At 41.7% G+C, this 23,252-nt stretch carries 20 protein-coding genes; 7 read left to right on the plus strand and 13 right to left on the minus strand.

The features are described from left to right. Window positions 1-43: 43 nt before the first annotated feature. The 9 genes from ACM0OY_RS04125 to ACM0OY_RS04165 all read right to left on the minus strand — a co-directional run bounded on the left by ACM0OY_RS04125 (window position 44) and on the right by ACM0OY_RS04165 (window position 11,757). Entirely contained in the window at window positions 44-367 is a 324-nt protein-coding gene (locus ACM0OY_RS04125) for a hypothetical protein (protein ID WP_414567620.1), read from the minus strand. Next, window positions 364-3,672, minus strand: coding sequence for a type 2 lanthipeptide synthetase LanM family protein (locus tag ACM0OY_RS04130; RefSeq protein ID WP_414567621.1), 3,309 nt, complete (start codon window positions 3,670-3,672; stop codon window positions 364-366). The genes ACM0OY_RS04125 and ACM0OY_RS04130 overlap by 4 nt, the downstream gene beginning before the upstream one ends. Before the next feature lie 178 nt (window positions 3,673-3,850). Then, window positions 3,851-4,138 (minus strand): Nif11-like leader peptide family natural product precursor, encoded by a 288-nt coding sequence (locus tag ACM0OY_RS04135; protein ID WP_414567622.1) that lies wholly within the window; start codon window positions 4,136-4,138, stop codon window positions 3,851-3,853. Between the two features lie 106 nt (window positions 4,139-4,244). Further along, the gene (locus ACM0OY_RS04140; protein WP_414567623.1) at window positions 4,245-4,535 is read right to left on the minus strand and encodes a Nif11-like leader peptide family natural product precursor; all 291 of its coding nucleotides are present in this window, start codon (window positions 4,533-4,535) and stop codon (window positions 4,245-4,247) included. A gap of 264 nt (window positions 4,536-4,799) precedes the next feature. After that, window positions 4,800-5,603 carry an SDR family NAD(P)-dependent oxidoreductase gene (locus ACM0OY_RS04145; protein ID WP_414567624.1) on the minus strand — a complete coding sequence of 268 codons (804 nt, stop codon included), beginning with the start codon at window positions 5,601-5,603 and terminating at the stop codon, window positions 4,800-4,802. 888 nt (window positions 5,604-6,491) lie between these two features. Continuing rightward, on the minus strand, window positions 6,492-7,580 hold the full coding sequence (locus ACM0OY_RS04150; protein WP_414567625.1) for a Rieske 2Fe-2S domain-containing protein: 1,089 nt from the start codon (window positions 7,578-7,580) through the stop codon (window positions 6,492-6,494). Window positions 7,581-8,423: 843 nt separating this feature from the next. Next, a complete protein-coding gene (locus ACM0OY_RS04155) occupies window positions 8,424-9,212 on the minus strand; it encodes a PspA/IM30 family protein (protein ID WP_414567626.1) in 789 nt (262 codons plus the stop codon). Window positions 9,213-9,375: 163 nt separating this feature from the next. Further along, entirely contained in the window at window positions 9,376-10,131 is a 756-nt protein-coding gene (locus tag ACM0OY_RS04160) for a PspA/IM30 family protein (RefSeq protein ID WP_414567627.1), read from the minus strand. 273 nt (window positions 10,132-10,404) lie between these two features. After that, window positions 10,405-11,757, minus strand: a complete 1,353-nt coding sequence (locus ACM0OY_RS04165; RefSeq protein ID WP_414567628.1) for a hypothetical protein — start codon at window positions 11,755-11,757, stop codon at window positions 10,405-10,407. Window positions 11,758-12,038: 281 nt separating this feature from the next. Here ACM0OY_RS04165 and ACM0OY_RS04170 point away from each other — a divergent pair, with 281 nt between their 5' ends. After that, on the plus strand, window positions 12,039-12,581 hold the full coding sequence (locus tag ACM0OY_RS04170) for a DUF721 domain-containing protein (protein WP_414567629.1): 543 nt from the start codon (window positions 12,039-12,041) through the stop codon (window positions 12,579-12,581). 617 nt (window positions 12,582-13,198) lie between these two features. Then, window positions 13,199-13,513, plus strand: coding sequence for a hypothetical protein (locus ACM0OY_RS04175; protein ID WP_414567630.1), 315 nt, complete (start codon window positions 13,199-13,201; stop codon window positions 13,511-13,513). 127 nt (window positions 13,514-13,640) lie between these two features. On the opposite strand, the gene menB is transcribed toward ACM0OY_RS04175, so the two are convergent. After that, entirely contained in the window at window positions 13,641-14,474 is an 834-nt protein-coding gene (gene menB / locus ACM0OY_RS04180) for a 1,4-dihydroxy-2-naphthoyl-CoA synthase (protein ID WP_414567631.1), read from the minus strand. 137 nt (window positions 14,475-14,611) lie between these two features. Here menB and ACM0OY_RS04185 point away from each other — a divergent pair, with 137 nt between their 5' ends. Further along, window positions 14,612-15,448: an Rpn family recombination-promoting nuclease/putative transposase gene (locus tag ACM0OY_RS04185; protein WP_414567732.1), complete on the plus strand. Its 837-nt coding sequence runs from the start codon at window positions 14,612-14,614 to the stop codon at window positions 15,446-15,448. Window positions 15,449-15,476: 28 nt separating this feature from the next. Here ACM0OY_RS04185 and ACM0OY_RS04190 read toward each other — a convergent pair whose 3' ends face one another. Continuing rightward, window positions 15,477-15,821 carry an XRE family transcriptional regulator gene (locus ACM0OY_RS04190; protein ID WP_414567632.1) on the minus strand — a complete coding sequence of 115 codons (345 nt, stop codon included), beginning with the start codon at window positions 15,819-15,821 and terminating at the stop codon, window positions 15,477-15,479. A gap of 96 nt (window positions 15,822-15,917) precedes the next feature. Here ACM0OY_RS04190 and ACM0OY_RS04195 point away from each other — a divergent pair, with 96 nt between their 5' ends. Then, the gene (locus tag ACM0OY_RS04195) at window positions 15,918-16,586 is read left to right on the plus strand and encodes a hypothetical protein (protein ID WP_414567633.1); all 669 of its coding nucleotides are present in this window, start codon (window positions 15,918-15,920) and stop codon (window positions 16,584-16,586) included. Window positions 16,587-17,038: 452 nt separating this feature from the next. Here ACM0OY_RS04195 and menD read toward each other — a convergent pair whose 3' ends face one another. Then, window positions 17,039-18,958, minus strand: coding sequence for a 2-succinyl-5-enolpyruvyl-6-hydroxy-3-cyclohexene-1-carboxylic-acid synthase (gene menD, locus ACM0OY_RS04200; protein WP_414567634.1), 1,920 nt, complete (start codon window positions 18,956-18,958; stop codon window positions 17,039-17,041). A gap of 314 nt (window positions 18,959-19,272) precedes the next feature. On the opposite strand from menD, the gene folB reads away from it, so the two are divergent. The 3 genes from folB (at window position 19,273) to ACM0OY_RS04215 (ending at window position 22,170) form a co-directional block, all read left to right on the plus strand. Beyond that, on the plus strand, window positions 19,273-19,641 hold the full coding sequence (gene folB, locus ACM0OY_RS04205) for a dihydroneopterin aldolase (protein ID WP_414567733.1): 369 nt from the start codon (window positions 19,273-19,275) through the stop codon (window positions 19,639-19,641). 594 nt (window positions 19,642-20,235) lie between these two features. Beyond that, window positions 20,236-21,522 (plus strand): diguanylate cyclase domain-containing protein, encoded by a 1,287-nt coding sequence (locus ACM0OY_RS04210; protein ID WP_414567635.1) that lies wholly within the window; start codon window positions 20,236-20,238, stop codon window positions 21,520-21,522. Between the two features lie 87 nt (window positions 21,523-21,609). Beyond that, window positions 21,610-22,170, plus strand: a complete 561-nt coding sequence (locus ACM0OY_RS04215) for a sugar O-acetyltransferase (protein ID WP_414567636.1) — start codon at window positions 21,610-21,612, stop codon at window positions 22,168-22,170. Here ACM0OY_RS04215 and ACM0OY_RS04220 read toward each other — a convergent pair. Further along, entirely contained in the window at window positions 22,167-22,547 is a 381-nt protein-coding gene (locus tag ACM0OY_RS04220) for a calcium-binding protein (protein ID WP_414567637.1), read from the minus strand. The two genes, ACM0OY_RS04215 and ACM0OY_RS04220, sit on opposite strands and share 4 nt — an antisense overlap. Window positions 22,548-23,252 lie beyond the last annotated feature (705 nt).

Consider the following 23,252-nt stretch of genomic DNA (forward strand, 5'->3'; position numbering starts at 1 on the left):
ATGGGATGAAACTTTTGTGGGATGGGCCAACCCACAACAATTTTTAATTAACTTCAAATGAAACTAATAGACTGATGAAACTTTTGTGGGATGGGCCAACCCACAACAATCCTTCAACTTCCAAGCAACGCAGCACATCCGTTAAATGCTGTATTTGTCGATACACTAGACTTAATACTATTGCTGCCATCACTGGTAGAGTTAGTACACGTAGGCATAGCCCCCCGTAGGCATCGCGTAAGCTACGTTCTTTGTCTTTTACCCCTTTGAGATTGGCAAATGTACCCGGACTGATTAACTCAAACAGCCGCGATTCTATCTCTTCAGTTGTTAGTAATCCCTTCCCGCCATAGGGGAGTAGGCTCATTCCCACAACAGCACTGAAGGTAAATCATCGGTAGCTAACCGTAAAAACTCGTAGCCAATTCCGGCTGTACCCCGGAATAAACTAGGGTGGAATACTGAACTAGGTAAATTAACGAACATTTGGTATGCTCCAGTTCGTTTGGCTTTAGCTACGACATTGGTGGCATTCTGGAGGGCAGTTTGACGCCAATCAGAGCGCGAGTAGCGTTGCGCCCCGACTAACAGCGTTTCAATTCGACCCAAATTGCCACAGCACAAATGGTCACTGGCTTCTAATCCATAGTTCTGGGTGGTTTGCAGGGCAATTTCAATTTCGCGTTCGATTCCGGGAATTTCTCCAAGTCTGACGCAACCTAAACGCGCCAAGCCAATCCCCGCTGCACCGTGACACCACACAACCGGAAAGCTTGGTGGCTGATTGGGTTCCAGGCTGCGAAAATCAGGCCAGTTGGCATGGGTTTCACTAAAGACGCTGCGCTCATACTCGATGCCTTCCATCGCTGCTTCGTAATAAGCTTGATTTTGAGTCACGCTGTAGAGTTGTAGCAAAGCATAGGCAATCCCAGCTGCTCCGTGGGAGAACCCAGTTAAGGGCTTTTCGCTTACGGTCTGCCAAGCTTTGGGAGCATTTTCGTAGCTGATTCGATGCTTGAGCAAATGCTCTCCACAGGCGATCGCTTTCTCTAAAACTGTTGCATTCCCTGTTACTCTGTGAAGGGACAATAGCCCCAGAATGGCTCCAGCTGATCCACTGATGATATCTAGCTTTTTATCCGCAGCAATCAACTCTGGTGTCATCCACTCTGCTAATGCTTGAGCATCTGGCAACAGCGTCTTATCCTTGAGGAATTGGCTTACCTTCACCAAACCATAAATTATCGAACCCAAACCCGTTCCGCCACCGATACCCATGAGGCGAGCCATAAGTTGCTGAGATTCTAGGTTCAGGGTTTGAATCTGCCGACGCAACGGTTGTAGTGCTTTTAATGCCAAATCACGGGAACGTGAGTCGTTAGTTACCTGACTGAGTGCTGCCAGAAACAAGGCAACTCCAGTGCGTCCCTCATAAAGATTGTGGCCCAAAACTTGCAATCGGAATCGCTCTGCTTCATGCACATAACCTAAGCCAATCCAGTTGACACTGCCATCGGGATCTGGTATGGCTGTCATTTCCAAGTCAGTGGCGATCGCTCTGGCTTCGGCAATTAATTCTGCCGAACTCAGCAATGGTAACGATTCAGCATTCCATTGCTGAATGTCTTGGCTAGGAGTCTGCGCTACCTTAGCATGGAATGAGCCTTGAATAATCGCCGTTTGTCGAGCTAGGTCAATTTCATCCATTGCCTGCAACTGATTCAGGGCGTGTTGGTAACTAGGTTGCTTAAAGTATTGCCCAATCGATACCTCATTGCTCGCACTCAGTTCATCGCTAGCAGTATTCGCCGTGAAAAACGGAATATCCAGTTGTTCCATTGCTCGCAGTTCTGCATTCAAAATCGGCAAAGCATTGGGTTTGTCTTGAGCAACTAGAAAGGCACGACTGAGGCGATCCAATTCGATGCTATAGTCTGCGCCGTGTTTGAGGTAATCGGGTGATAAAGTTTTTTGGAAGATGGCACTGTAGATGCGAGTGTTGCGGAAAACAAAGCGGACTTGCTGGTTCTGCATCGCAGTTAAAGGACTTTCAGGAAGCAGTAATATATCCTTATGTGTCATCAAAAAACGATACATCACCTCGAAGCCGGCAGTAATCTGTGCTTGATAATCGCTGGCTGACAAAGCTATCTCACCTAAGCGCGGCACATTTTTTCCCACGGACATACTGACAGACTCATAATGCAGCTGCATATCATCGGTATTGATACGTAGCCATTTGGGTCGTTTATGAGGAACTTTTTGAGAATCTGTACTACCTAGTCCGCTAACATCATAGGCAATGCGGCGATCGCTACTAAAATCCCAACGCGGTAAAAGCCCAGTGCGTAACACCGATTCCCAGAATTGTTGTTCTGCGGCTGTCTCAAAGTCTGGGCTATGTGGTGAGTTTTCAATCAAATTGGCTTCATGGTGCAGCAATGTTTCCATATCAACTAACACCAAATGTTCGCCACTGGCAATTAAGTTTTCGTGGTGACAATCTGTTCCCCGCAAAGCGTAAATCACGCACAACAACATCCCAGCTCGCTGATAAAAACGTTCTCCAGCGGCTTCATCATTACAGGGTTGATGTGTAATATATTCTACCCAACCGTAATTATCTCGGTTCAGCACCTGGATAACTTTGAAATCTAAAAGCTGACTGTGTTGATTGCACCAATCTAAAAATTGGTTATAAGCAACTTCTAATCCTAAATCTTTGGGTTTATATACGAGTTTGAGTCCAGACTCAAAGGTGAGCAAAATAACTGTTCGCCCACGCTTGTGTGGGTCGGAAAGGGAAGTTTGGATTTCGGTAACTTTGCCTAAGCTATCAATTTTTGAGCTAAAGATTCGTTGAATATCTGTTTTATCTTTAGCCAGACGTTGGAGAAATTCAGCCGCAGACTCTACCCAAAAATTGACTGCTGTTGCTACTAATCGACCGAGTACTGGATATTTATTAAATAGAGTCAACAATCCATCTTCTAGGAGTTGATTGACAAACTTATTATAATGAGTTTTATTGTTGCTCTGTTGGGTTCCTACTCCTAACAAGTTGAGCAAATTTTCGCCAAATGGACGAACTTGAGAAAATTCAAAATTCAGCGTCTTGGTACAAAGTCCTGCCAATCGCTGGAGCAAATTGCGCTCTAATTCTCCATAAGCAGCTTTGGAAATAACTGATAAAGGTAAGCTTTTTGAAGTTAGTTGTCCAGAACCAAGTTGAGTCAAAAGTTGCTGTCTGGCAACTGCGATCGCAGGCAGCAAGATATCTTCAAAGGGAATAGGATTTTCTGGATTAATTGGTAAATCTTTTTCCAGTGCAAGCTCAAATTCCTTTGCCGTTTGCATAATCTGTTGCAAAGTTTCTGCCCATGCTGGCAATGCTGCTTGCACATTCCAGTCGATGCTTCCCAAGCGAGGACGAATGCTAGCCAGATCTAAGTTTTCCCACTGTAAGCGTTTATCTAAAGTGTTCCAGTCGCCTACGATTTGACACCAGCGATCAAGCCGACGCTGAATTTCTGTTTCGTTAATTGAATTAATGTCAATTACAAATCGTTCTGTATGGAGACGTTCCCAAAGAAAACTGGCATTGGCAACAATAGTTGTGAAATTCGCTTGAGACGAAGGGACATCTGGTCTAGCTATAACTGGATTTTTCATAATGCTGGCTCGACAAGGGCAGAAGAGGAAGATAGCAGGGGAGGCAGTTGTGGTGAGGTTCCCTCATTGAGTGCAACTGCCGTGGAGTAGGAGTTAGTGATTTCTTCCCCTTTTCTCGGCGAAGCCTCCCCCTACACCCAAGTTCAACGAAGAATGTTGTTAGCTAAGTCCTGAAATATCAACAAAGACCATTTCCTCCCGGACAATCAGTACAACATGACGCGTGGCCATGACCGGTGTTAATCAACCCTCCACTAACGCCGAGTAATTCTTCCTCACTCAGTTCGCCGAATTCTACAGAGGTTAGTTCTGTCAGTACTTGAGACAACCCTTCAACTGTGAATTTATAACCCTTTTCTGCACCAGCGATCGCTAATAGTTTGATGGCTTCTGCTTCGTTAGCTGCTGCTGTTAATTTCTGTTGTAGTTGTACGTTTTGCAGCAGTTCTTTGATTTGGTGTAACATAATTGTCTTCTCCTTTTTACTTTACTTAATTAATTGGCAGAGATTTTTTGCTTGTATTATGCGTTGTTCTCTGCATTTGTAAAATTTTTGCCTAAGTCTTCAAATATCAACATTGACCATTTCCGGCTGGACAATCAGTACAACATGACATGTGGCCATGACCGGTGTCAGCCATCATCCCTCCACTAACGCTGAGTAATTCTTCTTCACTCAGTTCGCCAGATTCCATAGATGTTAACTCTCTCACTACTTGAGATATGCTTTCTACTGTGAAGTTATAACCTTTTTCTGCACTGGCGATCGCTAGTAGCTTGATGGCTTCTGCTTGGTTAGCTGCTGCTTTTACTTGTTGTTGTAGTTGGGCGTTTTGAAGTAATTCTTTGATTTGTTGTAACATAACCGTATCCTCTGTTTTGTTTAATTGAATTTAGAGATTTGACGCTTGTTTTGTGCGGTGTTCTCTGCTCTTATGATTTCAATTTAGAGAGTAATAGGGGAAAACTAGGGGAGATTGCTACCATTAGAGAAAAATATTTTGGCACAAAGTAAAAGCTTGCCGAATCTAGAACCGGCAAGCTTTACTTTCTGCTTTTACCTGTGTCCACCCTGACTTTTCGTGGTGGGTGGAAAAGCTAGGGTTAGTATGACTGTTTTGCAGCGATTAGTTGTTACCCGATCCTGGCTCAGTGAGTTGACGGTGCTGTTGAGCATTAACAGTTTCAGGCAATACCCTGCTGACGACACCTTGAAGCTTTGTTTTCAGGGAACCTGCAATCACTTCATCCTTGCCTGCCATTAGTGCTTCAAAACCCTCCTTGGCGACAAGAGCTGGGTCATCCTTTTGGTCTGTCGCTGCCTTGGTGTCGTCCATACCTGCGCGATGAAAGAAATTTGTATCGGTAGGTCCTGGCATCAGTGCGGTAACAGTCACGCCTGTGTCTTTCAACTCGTTGCGTAGTCCTTGAGAAAAGGAGCGTATAAACGCTTTGGAAGCTGCATATACTACCTCAAACGGACCAGGCATTAAGGCAGCAATTGACGATGTAAACAGGATCTTACCTTGGCCGCGCTCGACCATATCCTTTACTACTCGTTTGGCCAAATGTACAGATGACACAACGTTCAGGTCAATCAAATTTAGTTCATCTTTCAAGTCGGTTTCAGAAGCGAATTCACCACCGACACCGACACCTGCATTAATAGCGATCGCATCCACTGGTCGCCCAGTTGCCTTAATCTGGTTGTAGAGTGCTTCAACTCCCTCATACGTAGCGAGATCTGTCTGCACTGTCTCAACCTGGACACCTAAATTCTCAAAAGCTTGAGCGGCTTGATTGATACTCTGTCCAGTCGCTGTAACTACCAGATCGAAGCCTTTTTCAGCAAACTGTTTGGCGAGTTCGTAACCGATGCCATTAGAAGCACCCGTCACCACAGCTAAGGGTCGGGTTAAGGATTTGTTCATAACCGTTCAAACTCCTATGTAATAACTCCATAGTTGCTGTAGCTTATTGATGTATTGCTAACACAGCGTCTTCTATGGAATGTGTCTTTTCAACACTTTTGATTCTAGGGAGCTAATAGCCTGATTACCTCTTTCCGAGGAAGTATCGCCGTTTGTGTCTTTTAGCTTACTTTTGTTAGTTCAGTGTCCGCTGTTTTCCTGTTCATGCAGACTCTAGCTTTTATTATCAATTAACATCATAAATTGGGGCTAGGTCACTAGCTGAATATGTCAAAGGGAACGTAATACCAATTCAAAATTCAAAATGACGCTCGCGGACTCGCTAACGCTACGCTAACAAAATTCAAAATTAAGAAAACTAGATTCCAAAAATATTCTACAGGAATTGCCTAAAATATAACTTATGTAAACAAGAATAAAGGACAGACTATTAATGGCGATCGCACCACCTATCCACCAAAACAAATTACACTGCTAATCAAAATTTATGCAAATCCGCAACACATCCTCGCAGCTTTTGACAAAATCATTGCCCAGTTAAGTATGCTGTTATTTGCATGATATAAATCAGAATTTTCTAACTCAGAAAACTAGCAAAACAGAGATCTTCAGCAAATTGGTGTTTGTTTATACTATTTCAATTTTTTGTAGTCGTTATACTCATGACTTAGGTTCTACCTGGGAATTAGGAAGTGGCTTTGCCACTTCTTTTTATTTATATCGTAGTCCAGCAGAAAATAAATTAAAAGTTAAAAGTAATTCGTTTCAACTTTTAACTTTTATTTAGCTATTCTAGAAGTTTGCAACCAAATGAAGTAAAATGCTTAATTCTGAAAATCAGACCTAAAGCTTTTTTCCCTCTTGACTCGTGAATTCTGAATTCTGAAATTAGTCATTACTCATACTATCTCGCCATCGTTCACGTTTAGCCTTACTCTCAGCATCGTGCGATCGCGTTTCTTCCCAAGTCCCCCACATTCGAGACTGCTGTTTTTCAACATGATTGATGAACTGCATAATTGAATGATCTGCCTTAATTGGGGTTTTCAAATCAAACTGAATAGTTTGCACAACTTTGATGTCACCCATAAGAAAGTACTTACCTGCAATTTTAGTCAACCACAGCACAACTCGATTGTATAACCAACCAAAAAACCCCTTACGTTTTTTAACCATCAACAGAATTTGACCTTCAGCTTTTCCCTCTTCATGAAGGCGCACAGCAAACATCATGTGAACATGGAGAAAATCGGGGCCAACTGTTATAATACCGATGCTGCCGTACCAATAGCAAATACTGTAAGTAATGGTATTTTTGTAGAAAAGACGGATGAGCTTGATGAGAAATAAATTTTCTTTGAGAGGCGCAGTGTTGGTGAAAATAATTGCATTTTCGTTGAGCTGCTGTCTTTCAAAAAGAACTTCTACAGGCAATTTGTGAACTGTATTCAGGTGCTGAGCATCAATCGCATTAATCATCACCACATTAGGGTGACAATTCATTAAGAAGTAAGAATGGACGGCAATCTCACACTCTTTTTGTTCTAATTCTGGAATAAAAGGTAGAGGTTGTTGTGGTATTTGTCCAGTCCAAATCCAAATCATCCCGTACTTTTCAGCAGTCGGCCAAGATTGTAACTTCAAAGAAAGCGGCGTATCTAAACATGGGATATTAATACACATCCCTTCACCATCAAATTTCCAGTGGTGGAAAAAACAACGTAGTGCATTACCCTCAACTTTCCCTTCAGCAAGATGAGCACCCATGTGGGGACAGTAGGCATCAAAGGTCACTACTCTTTTGTCTTTACCACGATAAATTACTAGTTCTCTGCCCAAAATTGTGACAGGTTTTACTTCACCTACCCGCAGATTTTGAGAGGGCATTACCCAATACCATCCTTCAATAAAACGCTCGGGATTATTAAAATTTTTAGGTTTACGGGTTGAGTTAAAAGTCTGCGAGTTGAGATTCATTTTTATAATTTCACTTGCAGTGAAGCGGTTGATCTAGAAGTAACATGAGAACTATAAACAAACAGTTACTTTCAGTACTAGGTCAAGGAATTACTCAATAAATTGAAATTAAATATTGAATATCTAAAGTTAAAAATGTTAAAATTATGGCAACTCAATAGAAGCTTACATAAGCTGCAATAGACTCACGATAAATATTTTTAAGATCCCAACACAGTACAATTTCTGATTAGATAAAAATTTTAGCTACTGATTGTGAGATTTTGCTATATATAGGAATCCGGTTTGATTACTGAAATTATTTGCGTAGATAGGCAAGAGGCAAAAGGCAACAGGCAGAAGGATTCTAGAAGATTAAGTGTACCTAGCTTCTCAAAAATCAAATAGGAGTCCTATATATGTAGTTAAAGCATAGTTGAGGACGCCGACCGTAAAATCCATAGACCAATAGACTTTCAAGTCTGTTAACTATTGCCTATTGCCTATTGCCTATTGCCTATTGCCTATTGCCAGTTCCCTGTTATAACTTTTAATTTGAATGACAAGGTTCTGGTGCAGCAATGTTACCTATGAACTGCTAAATTATTCGACAATTAAATATTGCAATTATGTAATAATCATCACAAAAAAAGGGAAATCTACCGTGTTAGCTCAGGATAACAAACTGCTTTTAAGGGGAGTGTAGGGAGATGAGGAGATGGGGGAGTGTGGGGAGAAGGAGGAAAGATTTCTTTCCATCCTCATACACCTCCCACCCCTCCCACACTCCCCATTGCCCATTAAAAACGTAAAATCCCACAACCAACTGGCGTGGGACTGGCTCAAATAAGTTTTTTGCCAATTTTACATTTGATCCAATTGTTTGCGTAGGGAATCCAACTCGGCATCAACTACATCATTAGACTTAGGAGCAGTGGTTTGTTGTTGGGATGGCTGTTGAGGCGGTAGTTGTGGTTGACTTACTGGCGTGGCGGGTGGTAGCATCTGCGCTTTCAAAGCAGCCAATTCATCATCAACATCACTACTACCTTCCAACCGAGCAAATTGGGTTTCTAAATCTGCTCCTGCTAACTCTCCTGCTGACTGGGCACGGGCTTCTTGCATCAAGACTTTTTCTTCCATCCGCTCGAAGGCAGACATCGCACTGCTGGTATTCATCCCACTCACCATATTTTGTAGTTGCTCTTGGGCTTTGGCAGTGGTGATCCGAGCTTTGAGCATTTCTTTCTTGGTCTTGGCCTCAGAAATTTTGCTTTCTAGCTGGATTAAATTGCGCTTGAGGGTTTCAACTTGAGTAGTTTGTGTATCTAAACTAGCTTTGAGCGCTGCACTAGTGTCAGTATAAGTCTTCTTGCGCTCTAAGGCTTGTCGTGCTAGATTTTCATCACCTTTTTGGAGCGCTAGTTGGGCATTGCGTTGCCACTTATTGATTTCATTTTGGGCATCAGTGTACTGTTTATCACTGCGTTTTTGGGCGGCGATCGCCTGGGCTACTCCCTGACGCAGTTGAACCAAGTCTTCCTGCATTTCCAGGATGGCTTGCTCTAGCATTTTTTCCGGGTCTTCAGCTTTGTTTACTAGGTCATTTAAGTTAGCACTAACAACTCTTTTAATGCGATCAAATAATCCCATAACTTTGTTTTTCCTTGTTTTGGTTTACGCTCTTTGTTGGACAGTTAGCTTTGTTACTTTTTTATAGCTACCTATTTCAATGTAATCTTTCCAGTTTGGATCGGTACCTCCCAACAACTCTTAATTGTTAAGATATCTCGAAGCTGGGGCAATTTACCCAACTTTAAGAGTCTTGTGTTTTGGGTAGCTGCTGTTGGGGAGGCTGCCCTATTTTTTGGTTATCTTCCAAGAGGCGACTGTTTGCTTGTGTGTTTTCTGCCTCATTTAAAACCTGCACCTTCATCGCTGCCAATTCGGTATCCACATCATTAGTAGATTCCAATGACACAAATTGTGTTTCCAGGTCATCGCTACTAAGTTGAGCAATTGCTTCTGATTTCGCCTCAATCTGCAAAACTTTTTCTTCCATCCGCTCAAAGGCATTGAGACTGCTGGTAGCAGAAACTCCGTCGAGCATTTCTTGTAGGCGATAAGAGGCTTCGGCAGAACGGGCGCGAGCAATATACATATCTTTTTTAGTTTTCGCCTCGGCAATTTTTAACTCTAGCGATCGCATATCCTTTTTTAGCCTAGCCACTATCTCATTTTGTTGTTCTATCTGGTTAGATAGGGCTGTTGTAGTTTCTTTATAAGCTTGGCGCTTAGTCAAAGCTTCCCGTGCTAAAACTTCATTGCCTTGTCGCAGTGCTAGCTGGGCGCGGCGATACCATTCTTCTGCTTGAGACTGAGCAGCAGCAGCTTGGCGTTCCGTGCGTTTTTGGGTGGCGATCGCTTGTGCTACACCCTGCCGCAACCGCACCAGATTTTCCTGCATCTCCATCACAGTTTGCTCCAGAATCTTTTCTGGATCTTCTGCACTGCCTATCAAACTATTGAGGTTAGCGCGAATCACCCGCAGGATACGCTTGATTAACTCCATCTCTGCTCTCCATTCACTAAACTCAGTAGTAAGCGCCCAGTTGCGAGTGCTGAGTACACAGCTAAACTCTTAAGTATAAAAAGATTTGTAGTAGGATTGTAAACAAGCAAGATTTTATCTCTACTACTCATCACTCCTAACTCATAACTGTTGTACAGACAAGGGTTAATCACGTCTGTACTCTTAACTCAGCACATGCTGAACGCCCCGCTACCGCTAACAGCACTCGAAACTCATGACTTGTTATCTCATGGTATCGTACATTTTTGCGACTCATTGTTGTTGAACTCGTGCTTTAATTCCTCTTGTTTGTAGTAATCGCATGTGTCTTTGTACTTGTTCTTTAGTCTTAAAAGCACCCAGAAAAATCAATTGTTTATCAGGTGATAAATAAGCATCGGGAACTACTCCCCGTGCTGAGGCTAAAGCACCGCCTTGATTGTCTATGACTACGTGGTATAGCCCATCTGTAGATAGTTTGATTTCTGCATTTGGCCCAGGTGAGGTTTTTGCCTTTGGAGTCGGGGACAAATCCGCAAGAGGTAAAGGCTTCGCTGTAGCTACAGGTGCTATGGCGATGGGATTTGTTGGTTTGAGGGGTGTGATGGGGTCAGGTAATGCGGCTTGAGGATTTGTCAGGTTTTGGGGAACAACTGGATTCGTTACAACTGAAGGCTTTGGTTGGACTTTGGGTGTTAAGCCAACTACATCATTGGGGTCTCTCACCTCAGGAAACTCTTCAGCAGCCAGATTGGGATACTTGGGTATAGGTGTGCTTGGTGGCTGGACTTGAGATTGCACATTAGTTGCAACTTCCTGAATATTTTCTGGTGCGGTAGACGAGTTGCCGTTAAACAACTTGGCTAAATTCCACTGTGGCAAGCTTTTAGGATTGAAAACCACATAACCCAAGGTCAGACTTGCTACCAATAGCAGCAACATCGAGCCGATACCCAAAGGTGATAGCAAACTGTCACTATAATTACTTGGCTTTTTAGTTTCTGGCTGTTCTTCTGTAAGACTTCGTAGCAATGCTTCACTAGATTCGAGATAGTCATCTGGCTGCTTGAGACCATCATCCGGCTGCACAAGATTTTCGCTCTTGGTATCTTTTACAGGTGCTGGCACAATACTGGTACTAAAGTTAGGCGGCGGTGGTGGAAGTTGAGTTTGTCTTTTAGCTGAATCCAAGCTGGGGGGCAGATTATTAAGATTACTCAGTTCCTCTGTGTCTACTGCTACTGGTTCTGAGTTCACCTGAGGATTCGGAGTTACAGATATGGGTGGTTCGTCAATTTTTATTACAGATGGGACTGGAGTTACCTGAGGATTTATAGCTGCTGATAGAGGCGGAGGCGGCGGTACATCGATCCTAGTTTCTGCTACTAATGGCGCAGTTGTACTCAATGCTGTCGAAATGGGGGTGAACTGCTGAGGTTGACTGTTGATGTAACTCCCAACACGGGATTGGTTAGAAGACACTGAACCAGTTCGCGTGCGTCGGTATCGAGCTAACTCTTGATCTAATGGCACCTCTAAACTCGCTAGTGCTGCGGCTAGTGCTGGCTTCAGCCCATGTGTTTTGGACGATTGAGCAGCGGAATCATTCAGGGGGTTTTCAGTCATTGTCTCTGTACCTCAAACGTAGATTACTGGAATTAGCTTTAGACATATTTGTGCCAATATTAGCGAAAATTACTGAGAATATGGGGAGTGGAGAGTAGGGAGTAGAAAAGACGATTTTTAAACTTTGTTGTGAAGGATAGTTGATGGAGGTCTATCTTGAAAATGGGGAATAGCGCAGTGAGAGAAGTAGGGGATTAAAGGGCAGAGAAAATTCCTAACTCCTGTACAGACGTGATTAATCGCATCTCTACTCCCCACTCCCCACTCCCCACGTTTTTACAATGTCGTTCAAATCAGTTAATGATATTTTAGGGATTTTAGAAAAGCAGGCTAAATGGCAAGAGCAACCATTTCAACGCTTGCTCAAGTGTTGGGCAGAGGTTGTTGGCCCTGTCGCTGCTGGGCATACTCGACCATTGTCAATTCAGCGCGATGTTTTGTGGGTGGCAACTTCTAGTGCAGCTTGGGCGCAAAACCTGACTTTTGGTCGCCCGTCTCTGCTTTTAAAGTTGAATAAAAAGCTGCCAACGGCGTTGGTTGATATTCGCTTCTCAACTGCTGGTTGGCAGCATCCATCTGTGGACAGAAAAGACCAACAAACAATTTTGCCCCATGAGCATCCGAGTTACGTTGGCGATCGCATTAGCACCCCTGATAGTACACTCAGTATTCAAGATCCGAATGCTGCTTTTGGGCATTGGGCTAAGATTGTGCAAGCGCGATCGCATGGCTTACCCCTTTGTCCGCAATGTCAATCCCCCACCCCACCAGGCGAACTTCAACGCTGGGCAGTCTGTTCTTTGTGTGCTGCTAAGCAATTTTGAAGCCAGTCGATCCTAACCACTAATACCAATTCAAAATTCAAAATGACGCTCGCGGACACGGCTTAGCTGCGCTAACAAAATTCACAATTAAGAAATCCTTGTTTTACAAGGGTTTCTAGATTTGGATCTGTTTCAAACTTTTAGTGAATTGGTATAAGCCAGAGAGCTTCAGGTGCAAAGGTCTGGACAAATTAAATTTATGGAAAAGGAAAAATATCCTCAAGTAACTTGCTGCAACCACACACAAGAGTTCTAATTCTTGAGAAAAAATATATTTTCCTGCTAAAATATCCGCAGTATGATATCAAACCATACTATTTATCTCTAATTATCTCCCTCAAGCTATCCTTAAGGAAGAAGTTAAAAAAATTGATAAATCAAAAACCTTACTTTTAATCTTGATCCCTAATAAGTTTTAGCCAAAATCTATAGGTATCCACTCTAATAAACATTGAAAAATATAACAAGAATATAAAAATATTCTAAAATTTATTTTTTCGTGGGGATCGCTGAAACCTAGAGCAAATAATGATTTTTTGCCTCTCCTGCGTCTTTATATATAGAAGCAAAATATAAGGGTGAAATTCAGCCTGAAACGGCACTAATGATGAACCCAAATGAAACCTATTAAATCTTTAGCATCTGCCTGTAGATATTGCCGTCATTACCAGCCAGAAGGCCGCCGTGGCGGAGTGTGTCAGCAATTGGGAGCGCCAGTTCAAGCAAGCTGGAAAGCTTGTACTTTGGCGATCCCACCTTTTGCACCTTCTTGGGAAACTTTGGAAGATGCTTGGGGTTTGCCAGATGCAAAACCAGTTTTAGCTTCTTCTCAATCCTTAGCCTCAGATTTAGACAATGCTGCTCTTGCTCTTGTAGAAGAGACAACTGTCTCTACTTCCCAAGAGGCTAAAACTAAAGCTGTGCTTATTTAGTCACTCATTATTACTGGACTAGGTTCCTAGTCTGCTTAAAATAAGATTTGTTTTTAAGATTTTTAGTGCTGTAAACATTGACATCTAGAAAAATCGCACCCTTTGGGAAGGTGCGATTTTTGCAATTTTAAGGTAACCAAGGAAAAGAGCGAAAATCTGGCGGACGTTTTTCGAGAAACGCTTTTTTGCCCTCAGATCCTTCTTCTGTCATGTAATACAGTAGGGTGGCATTGCCAGCGAGTTCTTGTAAACCAGCTTGTCCGTCACAGTCAGCGTTGAATGCTGCTTTGAGACACCGAATTGCGATCGGACTTTTTTCTAAAATCTCTTGCGCCCATTGAATACCCTCGGCTTCTAGTTGTTCGACTGGGACAATGCAATTAATTAACCCCATTTCTAAAGCTTGTTGTGCATTATATTGACGACAGAGAAACCAGATTTCTCGTGCTTTTTTTTGCCCCACAACGCGGGCGAGATAGCTGGCGCCAAAACCACCATCAAAACTGCCGACTTTCGGCCCAGTCTGCCCGAAAATGGCGTTATCTGCGGCGATGGTGAGGTCACAAATCAAGTGTAGGACATGTCCACCACCGATCGCATATCCCGCTACTAAAGCAATCACTACTTTTGGCATGGAACGAATCAAGCGTTGCAAATCCAGCACATTCAACCGAGGGATGCCACTATCATCCACATATCCAGCATGTCCCCGCACGCTTTGGTCGCCACCAGCACAAAAGGCATATTTACCATCAGTATGTGGCCCATATCCAGTAAAGAGGACAACGCCAATAGTAGTATCTTCACGTGCATCACAAAAAGCATCGTACAGTTCAAAGACCGTTTTGGGGCGGAAAGCATTGCGTTTGTGAGGGCGATTGATGGTGATTTTCGCAATACCCTCGGTTTTTTGATACAGAATATCTTCGTAGGTTTTGGCAGTTTCCCAGTTGATTTGCATTAGTATGGAGTACGCTGTTGTGCTTGAGAATTTTATCGCGGACGTGGGGAGTTGCGATACCTGCGGTGGGCTACGCCTACGCTAAGATTAATGTCTTAAGCTTTACAATCAGGGCTGGTAATTCATTAGCGATCGTAATGCGGCGCGACTCCATCTTCTACAAATTGTTTAAGCAATTTCCAGGATTGCTGTTTGAATTAGTAGACCAACCACCCCCAGAAGCAGCAGACTACCAGTTTGAATCGGTTGAGGTTAAAGAAACAGCCTTCCGCATTGATGGAGTGTTTCTACCTCCCGCCAATGCGATTTCTAAAATAGTTTTCTTTGCTGAAGTTCAGTTTCAGAAGGACGAAGATTTATATCACCGCTTCTTTAGCGAGTTGTTTTTGTTTCTCTACCGCCACTCAATTCGTTACGATGACTGGTTTGGAGTGTTGATTTTTCCTTCTCGCAGTCTGGAACCATCAAATTTAACGATTCACCGCGCTTTGTTGGAGAGTGGACAAGTCAGGCGAGTTTATCTCGATGAGTTGGGGGATTTACGAGAACAACCTTTAGGATTGAGTTTAATGTTGCTGACAAATGTTACTGCTGAAACTGAAGCAGTAGAGGGGGCGCGGTTTTTGCTTGAACAAGCACGGCAGCAATCAGAGCAAGCGATAATTGATTTAGTGACGACAATTATCGTCTACAAGTTTTCTAACCTGAGTCGAGAGGAGATTGAAGCAATGTTGGGACTTAATTTAGAAGAACCACGGGCTTTTCGGGAGGCGAAGCAAGAAGGAAAGATTGAAGGGGAAAGAACGATCGTTTTACGCCTGTTAAATCGGCGCGTGGGTAATATTCCTGATGCGGTTCTGTCCCAGATTCAAGGGTTATCGGTGGAACAGTTGGAAGCTTTAGGTGATGCTTTGTTAGATTTCTCTACTCTTGGTGATTTGGAAGGGTGGTTACAAGGTCAACCAAGAGAGTAAATCTTATGCACAAAAAGAGAGCGATCGCTTATTCTACTTCTATCTCAGAAGCGCGATCGTCTAATTCTCCTAGTGCAGAAATAATCACAGGAGGTCTATCAGGAAATTCTGCTACAAGTTTTAACTCTCCTCCCATAGCTTTAACATAACTACGCAATGTAGAAAGCAACAGGTCTGCACGTTTTTCAAGGCTAGAGACACTATCTTGACGAATTCCTAATAGTTCCGCCATAGATTCTTGAGTTAACTTTCTGGCTTTTCTAATATCTTGAAGCGTCATATTTTCGGCAATAAGCTCTTGAGCGCGGGCTTCAATTTTTGCTCGACGTGCAGGTGGGAGTTCTGCCATTACATCACTCAGTTTTTTTGCCATAGCTTGATTCTCCTTTTTCTTCAGTTCATCGATATAAAAAGAATATTACTGGGAATACTATTATTAGCATTTTTTATCAGTAAAAAGGTTAAATATATGGATGAACTTAAAAATTTGCTAAATCGCGCTTCATTTGAGGAGAGGAAAGCATTGGCAGAAATTCTTAAGGCATCACAACCAACAGTCGATTCTATTGTTGATCGTCTATGCGAGAAGAGCCAAGATGCTGCTAGTTATGTATTTAATGAAATATTTGACGATCATCCAAGTTATCAAAAAATAGTTAGGCGAGCTGCTAAAAAGTTAAACATCAAATGTAGTAAATATGAATCTGCTAGTGCAATGGAGGTCAAGATTGCACAGAAAGTTATGGAAACAATGTTGGAGAAAATGACACCAGAACAAAAGCGAGAAATGGAACAGCAGTTACGAAAAACAGCATCAGAATTTGATAAAGGAGGTGAATTATTAGGAAGTACTAGTATTTTTCTAGCTTTGACAGGTGCTAAATTGTCTGGTTTTGGTATTTATTTACTAGCTTCAACAACATTGGGTACACTAACTGGCGTAATAGGAATTACTTTACCTTTTGTTGTTTATACAACAATGTCAAGTGCAATAGCTGTTATTATCGGGCCAGTTGGTTGGATAGGCGCAGGATTGTTTACACTATGGCAGTTGACAAATCCTAGTTATAAAAGAGTTATTCCGGCTATTCTTTATATTTGTGCCCTAAGAGCAAGGCTGGATGGTGGTTTTGCTTAATTCTTTTTCAATACGTCTCGATTATCTACACTGATTACTCAGTTCGAGTTTAATTGCCGAGTTCAGCTTAACTTGAGAATGCGTAGTACACTGTGGCGGAATCGAAGTTTACTTACCTTTAACAAGAGATTTAAATCCCTTGTCTGCTGTTTGTCTGGTTAATTATCGTGGCTAGATTTCCGCCGTGCTGTACTAGCTATTTTGCCTCAACCTTAATGACGAACATCTTTAAGCTTAGTTATTTTATTATCCACCACAACTATATATACTCCTCTAGTAAATAGATTTTGCACCATCCAGTTGTCTTGCACTATAAACAATTCATAACCGTTAGTTTTTACATATTCAGTAGCTTATTCAACTGTCTTTCCAATCAGATTTTTTTCATAGATCATGATTTTTTATTATTGTCATGTACTATATCTGAGTTATTATCTTAACTTCCAATAGACTTAAATACTAATATCTGCGGCAAATCTCCTTAAATTATCTTGTCGCCACTTGGCATCAGCTTTGCGATTTGTCTGCAACTCTAAAACCCGAATTCCTGTAGTTGGTAGTGGGTTCACTTTTTGCTCCAACTGTTCCCAAGAAGTAATCAATTCATGCTGCACATTATAAGTAGCGCATAACTGAGCAAAATTAATATCTTGGGGAGTGCCGAAAAACTCTTCAAATGGTGGTTCAAATTTGGCGATGGGTAACATTTCAAAAATTCCACCGCCATTGTTATTAATTAACACAATTGTCAGATGTCCCACAAATTTATTGCGGATTAAAAAACCATTTGTGTCATGCAATAAAGCTAAATCTCCTGTTAGCATTACACTACTTTGCTGGCGATGAGCAATTCCTAATGCTGTGGATAATGTGCCGTCAATACCATTTGCACCCCGGTTAAAATACGATCGCACTCTCAAATTATTCGGTTTCCAGAAAAATTCCACATCCCGCACAGGCATACTATTAGCAATAAACAGTGGCGTTCCCGGCGGTAGCGTTTGAGAAATTAACCAAGCTGCTTTCCCTTCAAATAATTCCTCCATATTCCCCATAGTTTGATCAACAGCTGCCCTAACTTGCACTTCTGCTGCACACCACTGGCGGAGATAGTCAGGGGAAGAAGACGCGGAGAGTGGGAGACGCGGTGACGCGGAGAGTCTTTGTGATAAATTCCCCGTGTCTCCGTGTCCCCGTGTCTCCGTGTCCTCTTTCCCGATGTCCTCTTCATCTTCCCAAAAAAACTGTTCTACACTCATCCGCAAATGCGTCGTCCTCCCGTGCAAAGGGTCGAGGTTTTGGTTGCTGTTGTCAATTACCCAGCGTTGGGGTTGGGTTGCATCTATCCAGGTACGTAATTCTTTACTAGTAGGCATTTCTCCTATCTGAATCACCATTTTGGGTACTAGCTGTTTGGCTAGTTGCTGATTTCGCAAAATTAGGTCATAGGTGGAAATTAAATAAGGATTGAGGTCGGCATAATTTCTCAGTGGCGAGAGTCCCTCTGCTAAAACAGGCCATTTGAGAGTTTGGGAAAGTTGAGCGATCGCTTTACAATACTCCTGTGGTTGCTGTGGTTGGGCTACACCTGCAATAATAATGCCGCGATCGGCTTGTTTCCATTCTTGAGGAATGGGGAATAGGGATTGGGGGGTCGGTAGAGACGCGACGCCAGTCGCTACAACGGGAGGAACCCCCGCAACGCGCTGGCTCATTAATCGCGTCTGTGCGGTAAGATTTGCGATTCCTGCAAAGAATTCTTCTGGCTGGAACTGGGACTGTAAAAAACTCAAGTCACTTCCATCGGGAACAGGCGCCAAAGGATCGCGAAAGAGAATATTCAAATGTACTGGGCCTTTCGTAGGGATTTGCGTGGTTTCCCAGCTATGAATTACCATTTGCCGCAGGTAAGCTAACATTCCCATATCCGCAGAGGGTAAGGCTAACTCGGCTTGCCAATTTGGGTAGTTGCCATATAATCTCAATTGGTCTATGGTTTGCCCAGAGTGACAATCTCTCAGTTCTGGCGGTCTATCGGTGGTTAACACCAACAGCGGTACGCGGCTATATGAGGCTTCTATTACCGCTGGATAAAAGTTCGCTCCTGCTGTGCCAGAGGTGCAAAGAAGTACCACAGGACGTCCGATTGCTTTCGCTTGTCCTAAGGCAAAAAAGGCGGCGCAGCGTTCGTCAAGCACGGAAATTGCTTCAATCTCAGGTGCTTGTTGAGCAAAGGCTATTGCTAAGGGCGTGGAGCGTGAACCAGGACAAATAATAGCACAAGTCAATCCCAGCTGCTTTAGCGTCTCTGTTAAGATATAAGCCCAAAGTTGATTAACATTTTTAAAGGCGATCGGCATCAAATCAAACATAGCTATAAAACAATCTTAAATTTTAGATTTTATTGAGGGAAATTCAATTTAAAATCCGTCTTGGAAAGTTGGATAAGGAAAAGTGCGAGGCTCGGTTTTTGACCCCTGGAGGTTCAAAAGCAGCTTTCCCTAACGATAGGTTGTAAGCTTTTCCTCACAAATGTGGGGATGTAAACCGACACCGCCACACGAGTTTGTTGGCTAGAAAATTTCCCGACAGACTAGCTTGACGCCAGTTGATTCAACTTTGGCAAGGATGGCAACGCAGTGACTACACTTTCTAGAAAATGCACACAATTTGCTCTCAAACTTTTATGGAATGCATTTATTTAACAGGAATTCGCGGCTATGGCTACACTGGGTATCTGCCAGAAGAACAGGTGCTAGGACAATGGTTTGAGGTTGATGTGAAGTTATGGTTGGATATCTCCACAGCGGCTAAGACTGACGCGATCGAAGACACTATAGATTATCGCAGTGTCATTAGTTTGATACAACATCTGGTAAAAACTTCTAAGTTCGCTTTGGTGGAGAAGCTAGTAATGGTAATTGCAGATTCTATCCTCCAACAGTACGATCGCATAGCACAAGTCCAAGTCACCCTTAGCAAACCTAGCGCACCAATTCCAGACTTTGGTGGCAAAATTAGCGTTGAACTGACTAAAAGTAAGTCCGATCTCTAAAATACGCTTTGTGTTTTAGAGATCGACACCCATAAACTAGCAAAAACAGGGGTTTACCTGGAGCGTGGAAATATCTGACAAACAGAATTTTTCCTGCCATTTATTCCCCCGAGTCCTGACTCGTTCTCAAAAACTTAAAACCAGTACGATTTTTAATTCCTCTTAAATAACCCAGTCCCATATCGTTCATGCTCTTCTCCTGATTCCTGGATGTTTAAAGGTTATGCTCCCTAAACCCACTTCAAAAGCAAAAATGAGAGATTAATATGCTGTGAATTTATGAAATTTTATTCTTGATTAATTTTTGGATAAATACTATACTGAATAACTTTACTTGTTATCAAGATAATTATTCTATGTTTTTGAAGATCAATTTTTGATTGTTCATAATTTATATCTAACATAAATAACTTGATATTAGCTGTACATGATTATCAGATTAGCTTCGGAGATACAGAAATTATCACAGGAAAATAACATTATGTTTGCTATTTAGCAAGGTATTTAGAGATTGTTTATGATAAGATTATCGAATTTTAGATCGAGTTGATAGTAACAACAAAATCTCAACCTTAGCAAACAGGCTATCGTAATATGGTCCCCCGCAAAATCCTAGTTGTTGAGGATGAAAAAACCCTAGCCTCAAATATCAGAAAAAGTTTACAAAAGTTAGGCTATTCGGTTTCAGAAATAACTGAGTCCGGTGAAGAGGTAATAAAAAAGGTAGCAGAAACTCAACCCAATTTAGTATTAATTGATATCTACCTAGCTGGGGAAATTAACGGCGTGCGACTAGTGGATATTATCCAGAATCATTTCCATGTGCCTGTGGTACATATCATAAATCGTTCCGAATATAAAATCTTACAAGAAAATCAGGGAATTGAGCCTTTTAACTATATAATCAAACCATTTCTTGAAAATGATTTGCATTTTGTGATTGAAATGGCTCTGTATAAACATCAGAGTGAAAACAGATTACAAGAAGAAAAACAGAGGCTGACAGCAATTATTAACAGTATGGGTCGCGCAGTGATTGTGACATATGCAAATGGTTGTATTCAAATGATGAATCCAACAGCAGAAATGATCACTGGTTGGAAACAAAGCGAAGCTTTCGGTAAAGATTTAGTAGAAATTGTGAGCTTAGTTGACAAAGATATAGGAGAAGCAATTGAAAATTTAGCCACAAATGTAATCGAAGCAGGCGAAATTTTAGATCTACCGGAAAACTGTGCACTAATTACCAAAGATGGAAAAGAAATACCGATTGGGGATAATGTTGCACCCATCCGCGATCCAAATGGTAATATTACTGGTGCAGTTTTAGTTTTTCAAGACATTACTAAACGTAAGGAAACAGAGGCACAACTAATTCGCAATGCCTTTTATGATGGGTTGACAGAATTACCGAATCGTGTGTTATTTCTAGACAGGCTTAGACAAGCAATTGAACGTAGCAAACGTAAAAGCGATTATTATTTTGGAGTCTTGTTTTTAGATTTAGATAACTTCAAAGAGATTAACGATCGCTTTGGGCATGGAGTAGGGGATGATTTTTTAGTAGCGATCGCTAGACGTTTAGAGTCATGCTTACGTAGTGGCGATACTGTAGCACGATTTGGTGGTGATGAGTTTACCGTTCTTTTAGAAGATATTAGAGACATTACTGACGCTACCAACGTTGCCAGACGTATTCAAGACTCCCTAAGGTCACCCCTTAGTCTCGAAGGAAATCAATTATATACTACAGCCAGCATTGGTATTGCTTGGAATTGTAGTAACTATGAAGAACCTGCAACCTTGCTACGGGATGCCGATACTGCTATGTACAGAGCTAAGCGGCAAGGAAAAGCTACTTATGCGATATTTGAGTATTGACCGTCGCTTCCCAGCAATTAAAAATTAAAAATAAAAAAAGGGTACAAGCCCCTGAATTCATTTATCTAAATGTATTATAAATCCGTTATGGAAAAAACCGAAAAACAGAAAATGCTCGCAGGCGAGTTATATCTTGCAGAAGATCCCGAATTAGCTGCCGAAAATAAACGAGCTAGTCGTCTGTTGCGAAAGTACAATTCTACAACCGAAGAACAGCAACAGCAACGACAACAAATTTTGCAGGAATTATTTGGAAAAATTGGTCAAAAAGTAACAGTCATACCACCTTTTCACTGTGACTATGGCACTAATATTTTCGCTGGGGATAAATTATATATAAACTATGGCTGTGTAATTTTAGACTGCAATACAGTTCACATTGGTGATAATGTCTTATGCGCTCCTTACGTACAAATTTATACTGCCTATCACCCTACAGAACCCGAAATTCGCCTTTCTAGTAGAGAATTAGCAGCCCCAATTAAGATTGGTAATAATGTCTGGATTGGTGGCAGTGCAATTATTTGTCCAGGCGTAACTATTGGTGATAACACAACCATTGGTGCTGGTAGTGTAGTTACAAAAAATATACCTGAAAATGTTATTGCTGCTGGCAATCCTTGTCGCGTGATTCGGAATTTATCCTAGAATTTATACCCTCTAGCAATCCAATAGAGCCAGTCTGCGATCGCTTCTTGAGTTTCACTGTCAGCATCAATGGCTACTATTTCAGATAACTTGGCAGAATACACATCATCATCCTTACCATTAATATAAGCCACTTCTACAAACATATCTTTTAAGCACTCATCATCTGGTGCCATTCCCAGGACTTCAACTGTTTTCTCCTCCGCTGAACCTGATTTACGTGCTTTTTTAGTCCATTTAGCCATAAACGGAAAATTCAGAGTTTCTTCCAGGTAGTAGTACCAACCCATGGCCCGGTCTTCTTTATCTTCAGCATCTACAACGATCTCTGTTTGAATACGATGCTCTCGGTTTTCGTCAAGTTCAACACTAGGCATAAAACAACGGTTTGCGTATGATGCACTATATGGTATATCGTTTTTGCGAGTGTATGTCAATTTTCTAATTGATACTTCCATCCAAAAAAGGGAGTAGGGGAAGAATTATGATTCCTAACTCTGAACTTAGCACGGGCTAAACGCCCCGCTTTTGCTAACAGCACTTCGATAACGCCAGAAGCACTAGTGTATGTAGTCTACCTCGATCGCTAGCTCTATTGGTCTAGTACTCAAGTTTCAGACATGGCTTTACTTCTTAAAAACTTATAAATAAATTAAAGATAAACTTATTTTTGATTGCACCACAATACTAGGCTGAGAGCTAAATAATAGTAACTAGGCATCATTAAACATAACTATATTTTTGTAAGTTTTTATGCATAATGCCCTATTTATCAAACTTTATGCTCAATTACCATCAGTCATGTTTATTTACATCTACGTAATTTACTTTTAATTTTTAAGTGTATGAATTAAAAGATGCTATTAAATTGACAATTTCTTTATTTGAACTTTAAAAAACCCATTATTTTCGTGTTTTCAGATTAAGTTTTAACTAATAATAGTCAATTGATCGGACTTAACAGACGATTTAATAATAGAGCTTGAAAAAAGTATGGTAGTCTATAAAAAGAATAGCGAAGTATCTAGAAATCATTGATGCAAACCATCATGAAATACTATTAGTCATGTTCTTGGCAGCCA

The sequence above is a fragment of the Nostoc sp. CCY 9925 genome (assembly GCF_963920935.1).
GTDB lineage: Bacteria > Cyanobacteriota > Cyanobacteriia > Cyanobacteriales > Nostocaceae > Nostoc.

Excerpts from the sequence above, each read along its gene's own strand:
- ACM0OY_RS04175 (WP_414567630.1), top strand. The coding sequence starts at position 13,199 with ATGAAACCTATTAAATCTTTAGCATCTGCCTGTAGATATTGCCGTCAT.
- ACM0OY_RS04155 (WP_414567626.1), bottom strand. The coding sequence starts at position 9,212 with ATGGGATTATTTGATCGCATTAAAAGAGTTGTTAGTGCTAACTTAAAT.
- ACM0OY_RS04220 (WP_414567637.1), bottom strand. The coding sequence starts at position 22,547 with ATGCCTAGTGTTGAACTTGACGAAAACCGAGAGCATCGTATTCAAACA.
- ACM0OY_RS04150 (WP_414567625.1), bottom strand. The coding sequence starts at position 7,580 with ATGAATCTCAACTCGCAGACTTTTAACTCAACCCGTAAACCTAAAAAT.
- ACM0OY_RS04215 (WP_414567636.1), top strand. The coding sequence starts at position 21,610 with ATGGAAAAAACCGAAAAACAGAAAATGCTCGCAGGCGAGTTATATCTT.
- menD (WP_414567634.1), bottom strand. The coding sequence starts at position 18,958 with ATGTTTGATTTGATGCCGATCGCCTTTAAAAATGTTAATCAACTTTGG.
- ACM0OY_RS04130 (WP_414567621.1), bottom strand. The coding sequence starts at position 3,672 with ATGAAAAATCCAGTTATAGCTAGACCAGATGTCCCTTCGTCTCAAGCG.
- ACM0OY_RS04190 (WP_414567632.1), bottom strand. The coding sequence starts at position 15,821 with ATGGCAAAAAAACTGAGTGATGTAATGGCAGAACTCCCACCTGCACGT.
- ACM0OY_RS04145 (WP_414567624.1), bottom strand. The coding sequence starts at position 5,603 with ATGAACAAATCCTTAACCCGACCCTTAGCTGTGGTGACGGGTGCTTCT.
- ACM0OY_RS04140 (WP_414567623.1), bottom strand. The coding sequence starts at position 4,535 with ATGTTACAACAAATCAAAGAATTACTTCAAAACGCCCAACTACAACAA.
- ACM0OY_RS04210 (WP_414567635.1), top strand. The coding sequence starts at position 20,236 with ATGGTCCCCCGCAAAATCCTAGTTGTTGAGGATGAAAAAACCCTAGCC.
- ACM0OY_RS04135 (WP_414567622.1), bottom strand. The coding sequence starts at position 4,138 with ATGTTACACCAAATCAAAGAACTGCTGCAAAACGTACAACTACAACAG.
- ACM0OY_RS04160 (WP_414567627.1), bottom strand. The coding sequence starts at position 10,131 with ATGGAGTTAATCAAGCGTATCCTGCGGGTGATTCGCGCTAACCTCAAT.
- ACM0OY_RS04170 (WP_414567629.1), top strand. The coding sequence starts at position 12,039 with ATGTCGTTCAAATCAGTTAATGATATTTTAGGGATTTTAGAAAAGCAG.
- ACM0OY_RS04165 (WP_414567628.1), bottom strand. The coding sequence starts at position 11,757 with ATGACTGAAAACCCCCTGAATGATTCCGCTGCTCAATCGTCCAAAACA.
- menB (WP_414567631.1), bottom strand. The coding sequence starts at position 14,474 with ATGCAAATCAACTGGGAAACTGCCAAAACCTACGAAGATATTCTGTAT.
- ACM0OY_RS04125 (WP_414567620.1), bottom strand. The coding sequence starts at position 367 with ATGAGCCTACTCCCCTATGGCGGGAAGGGATTACTAACAACTGAAGAG.
- ACM0OY_RS04185 (WP_414567732.1), top strand. The coding sequence starts at position 14,612 with ATGCGGCGCGACTCCATCTTCTACAAATTGTTTAAGCAATTTCCAGGA.
- ACM0OY_RS04195 (WP_414567633.1), top strand. The coding sequence starts at position 15,918 with ATGGATGAACTTAAAAATTTGCTAAATCGCGCTTCATTTGAGGAGAGG.
- folB (WP_414567733.1), top strand. The coding sequence starts at position 19,273 with ATGGAATGCATTTATTTAACAGGAATTCGCGGCTATGGCTACACTGGG.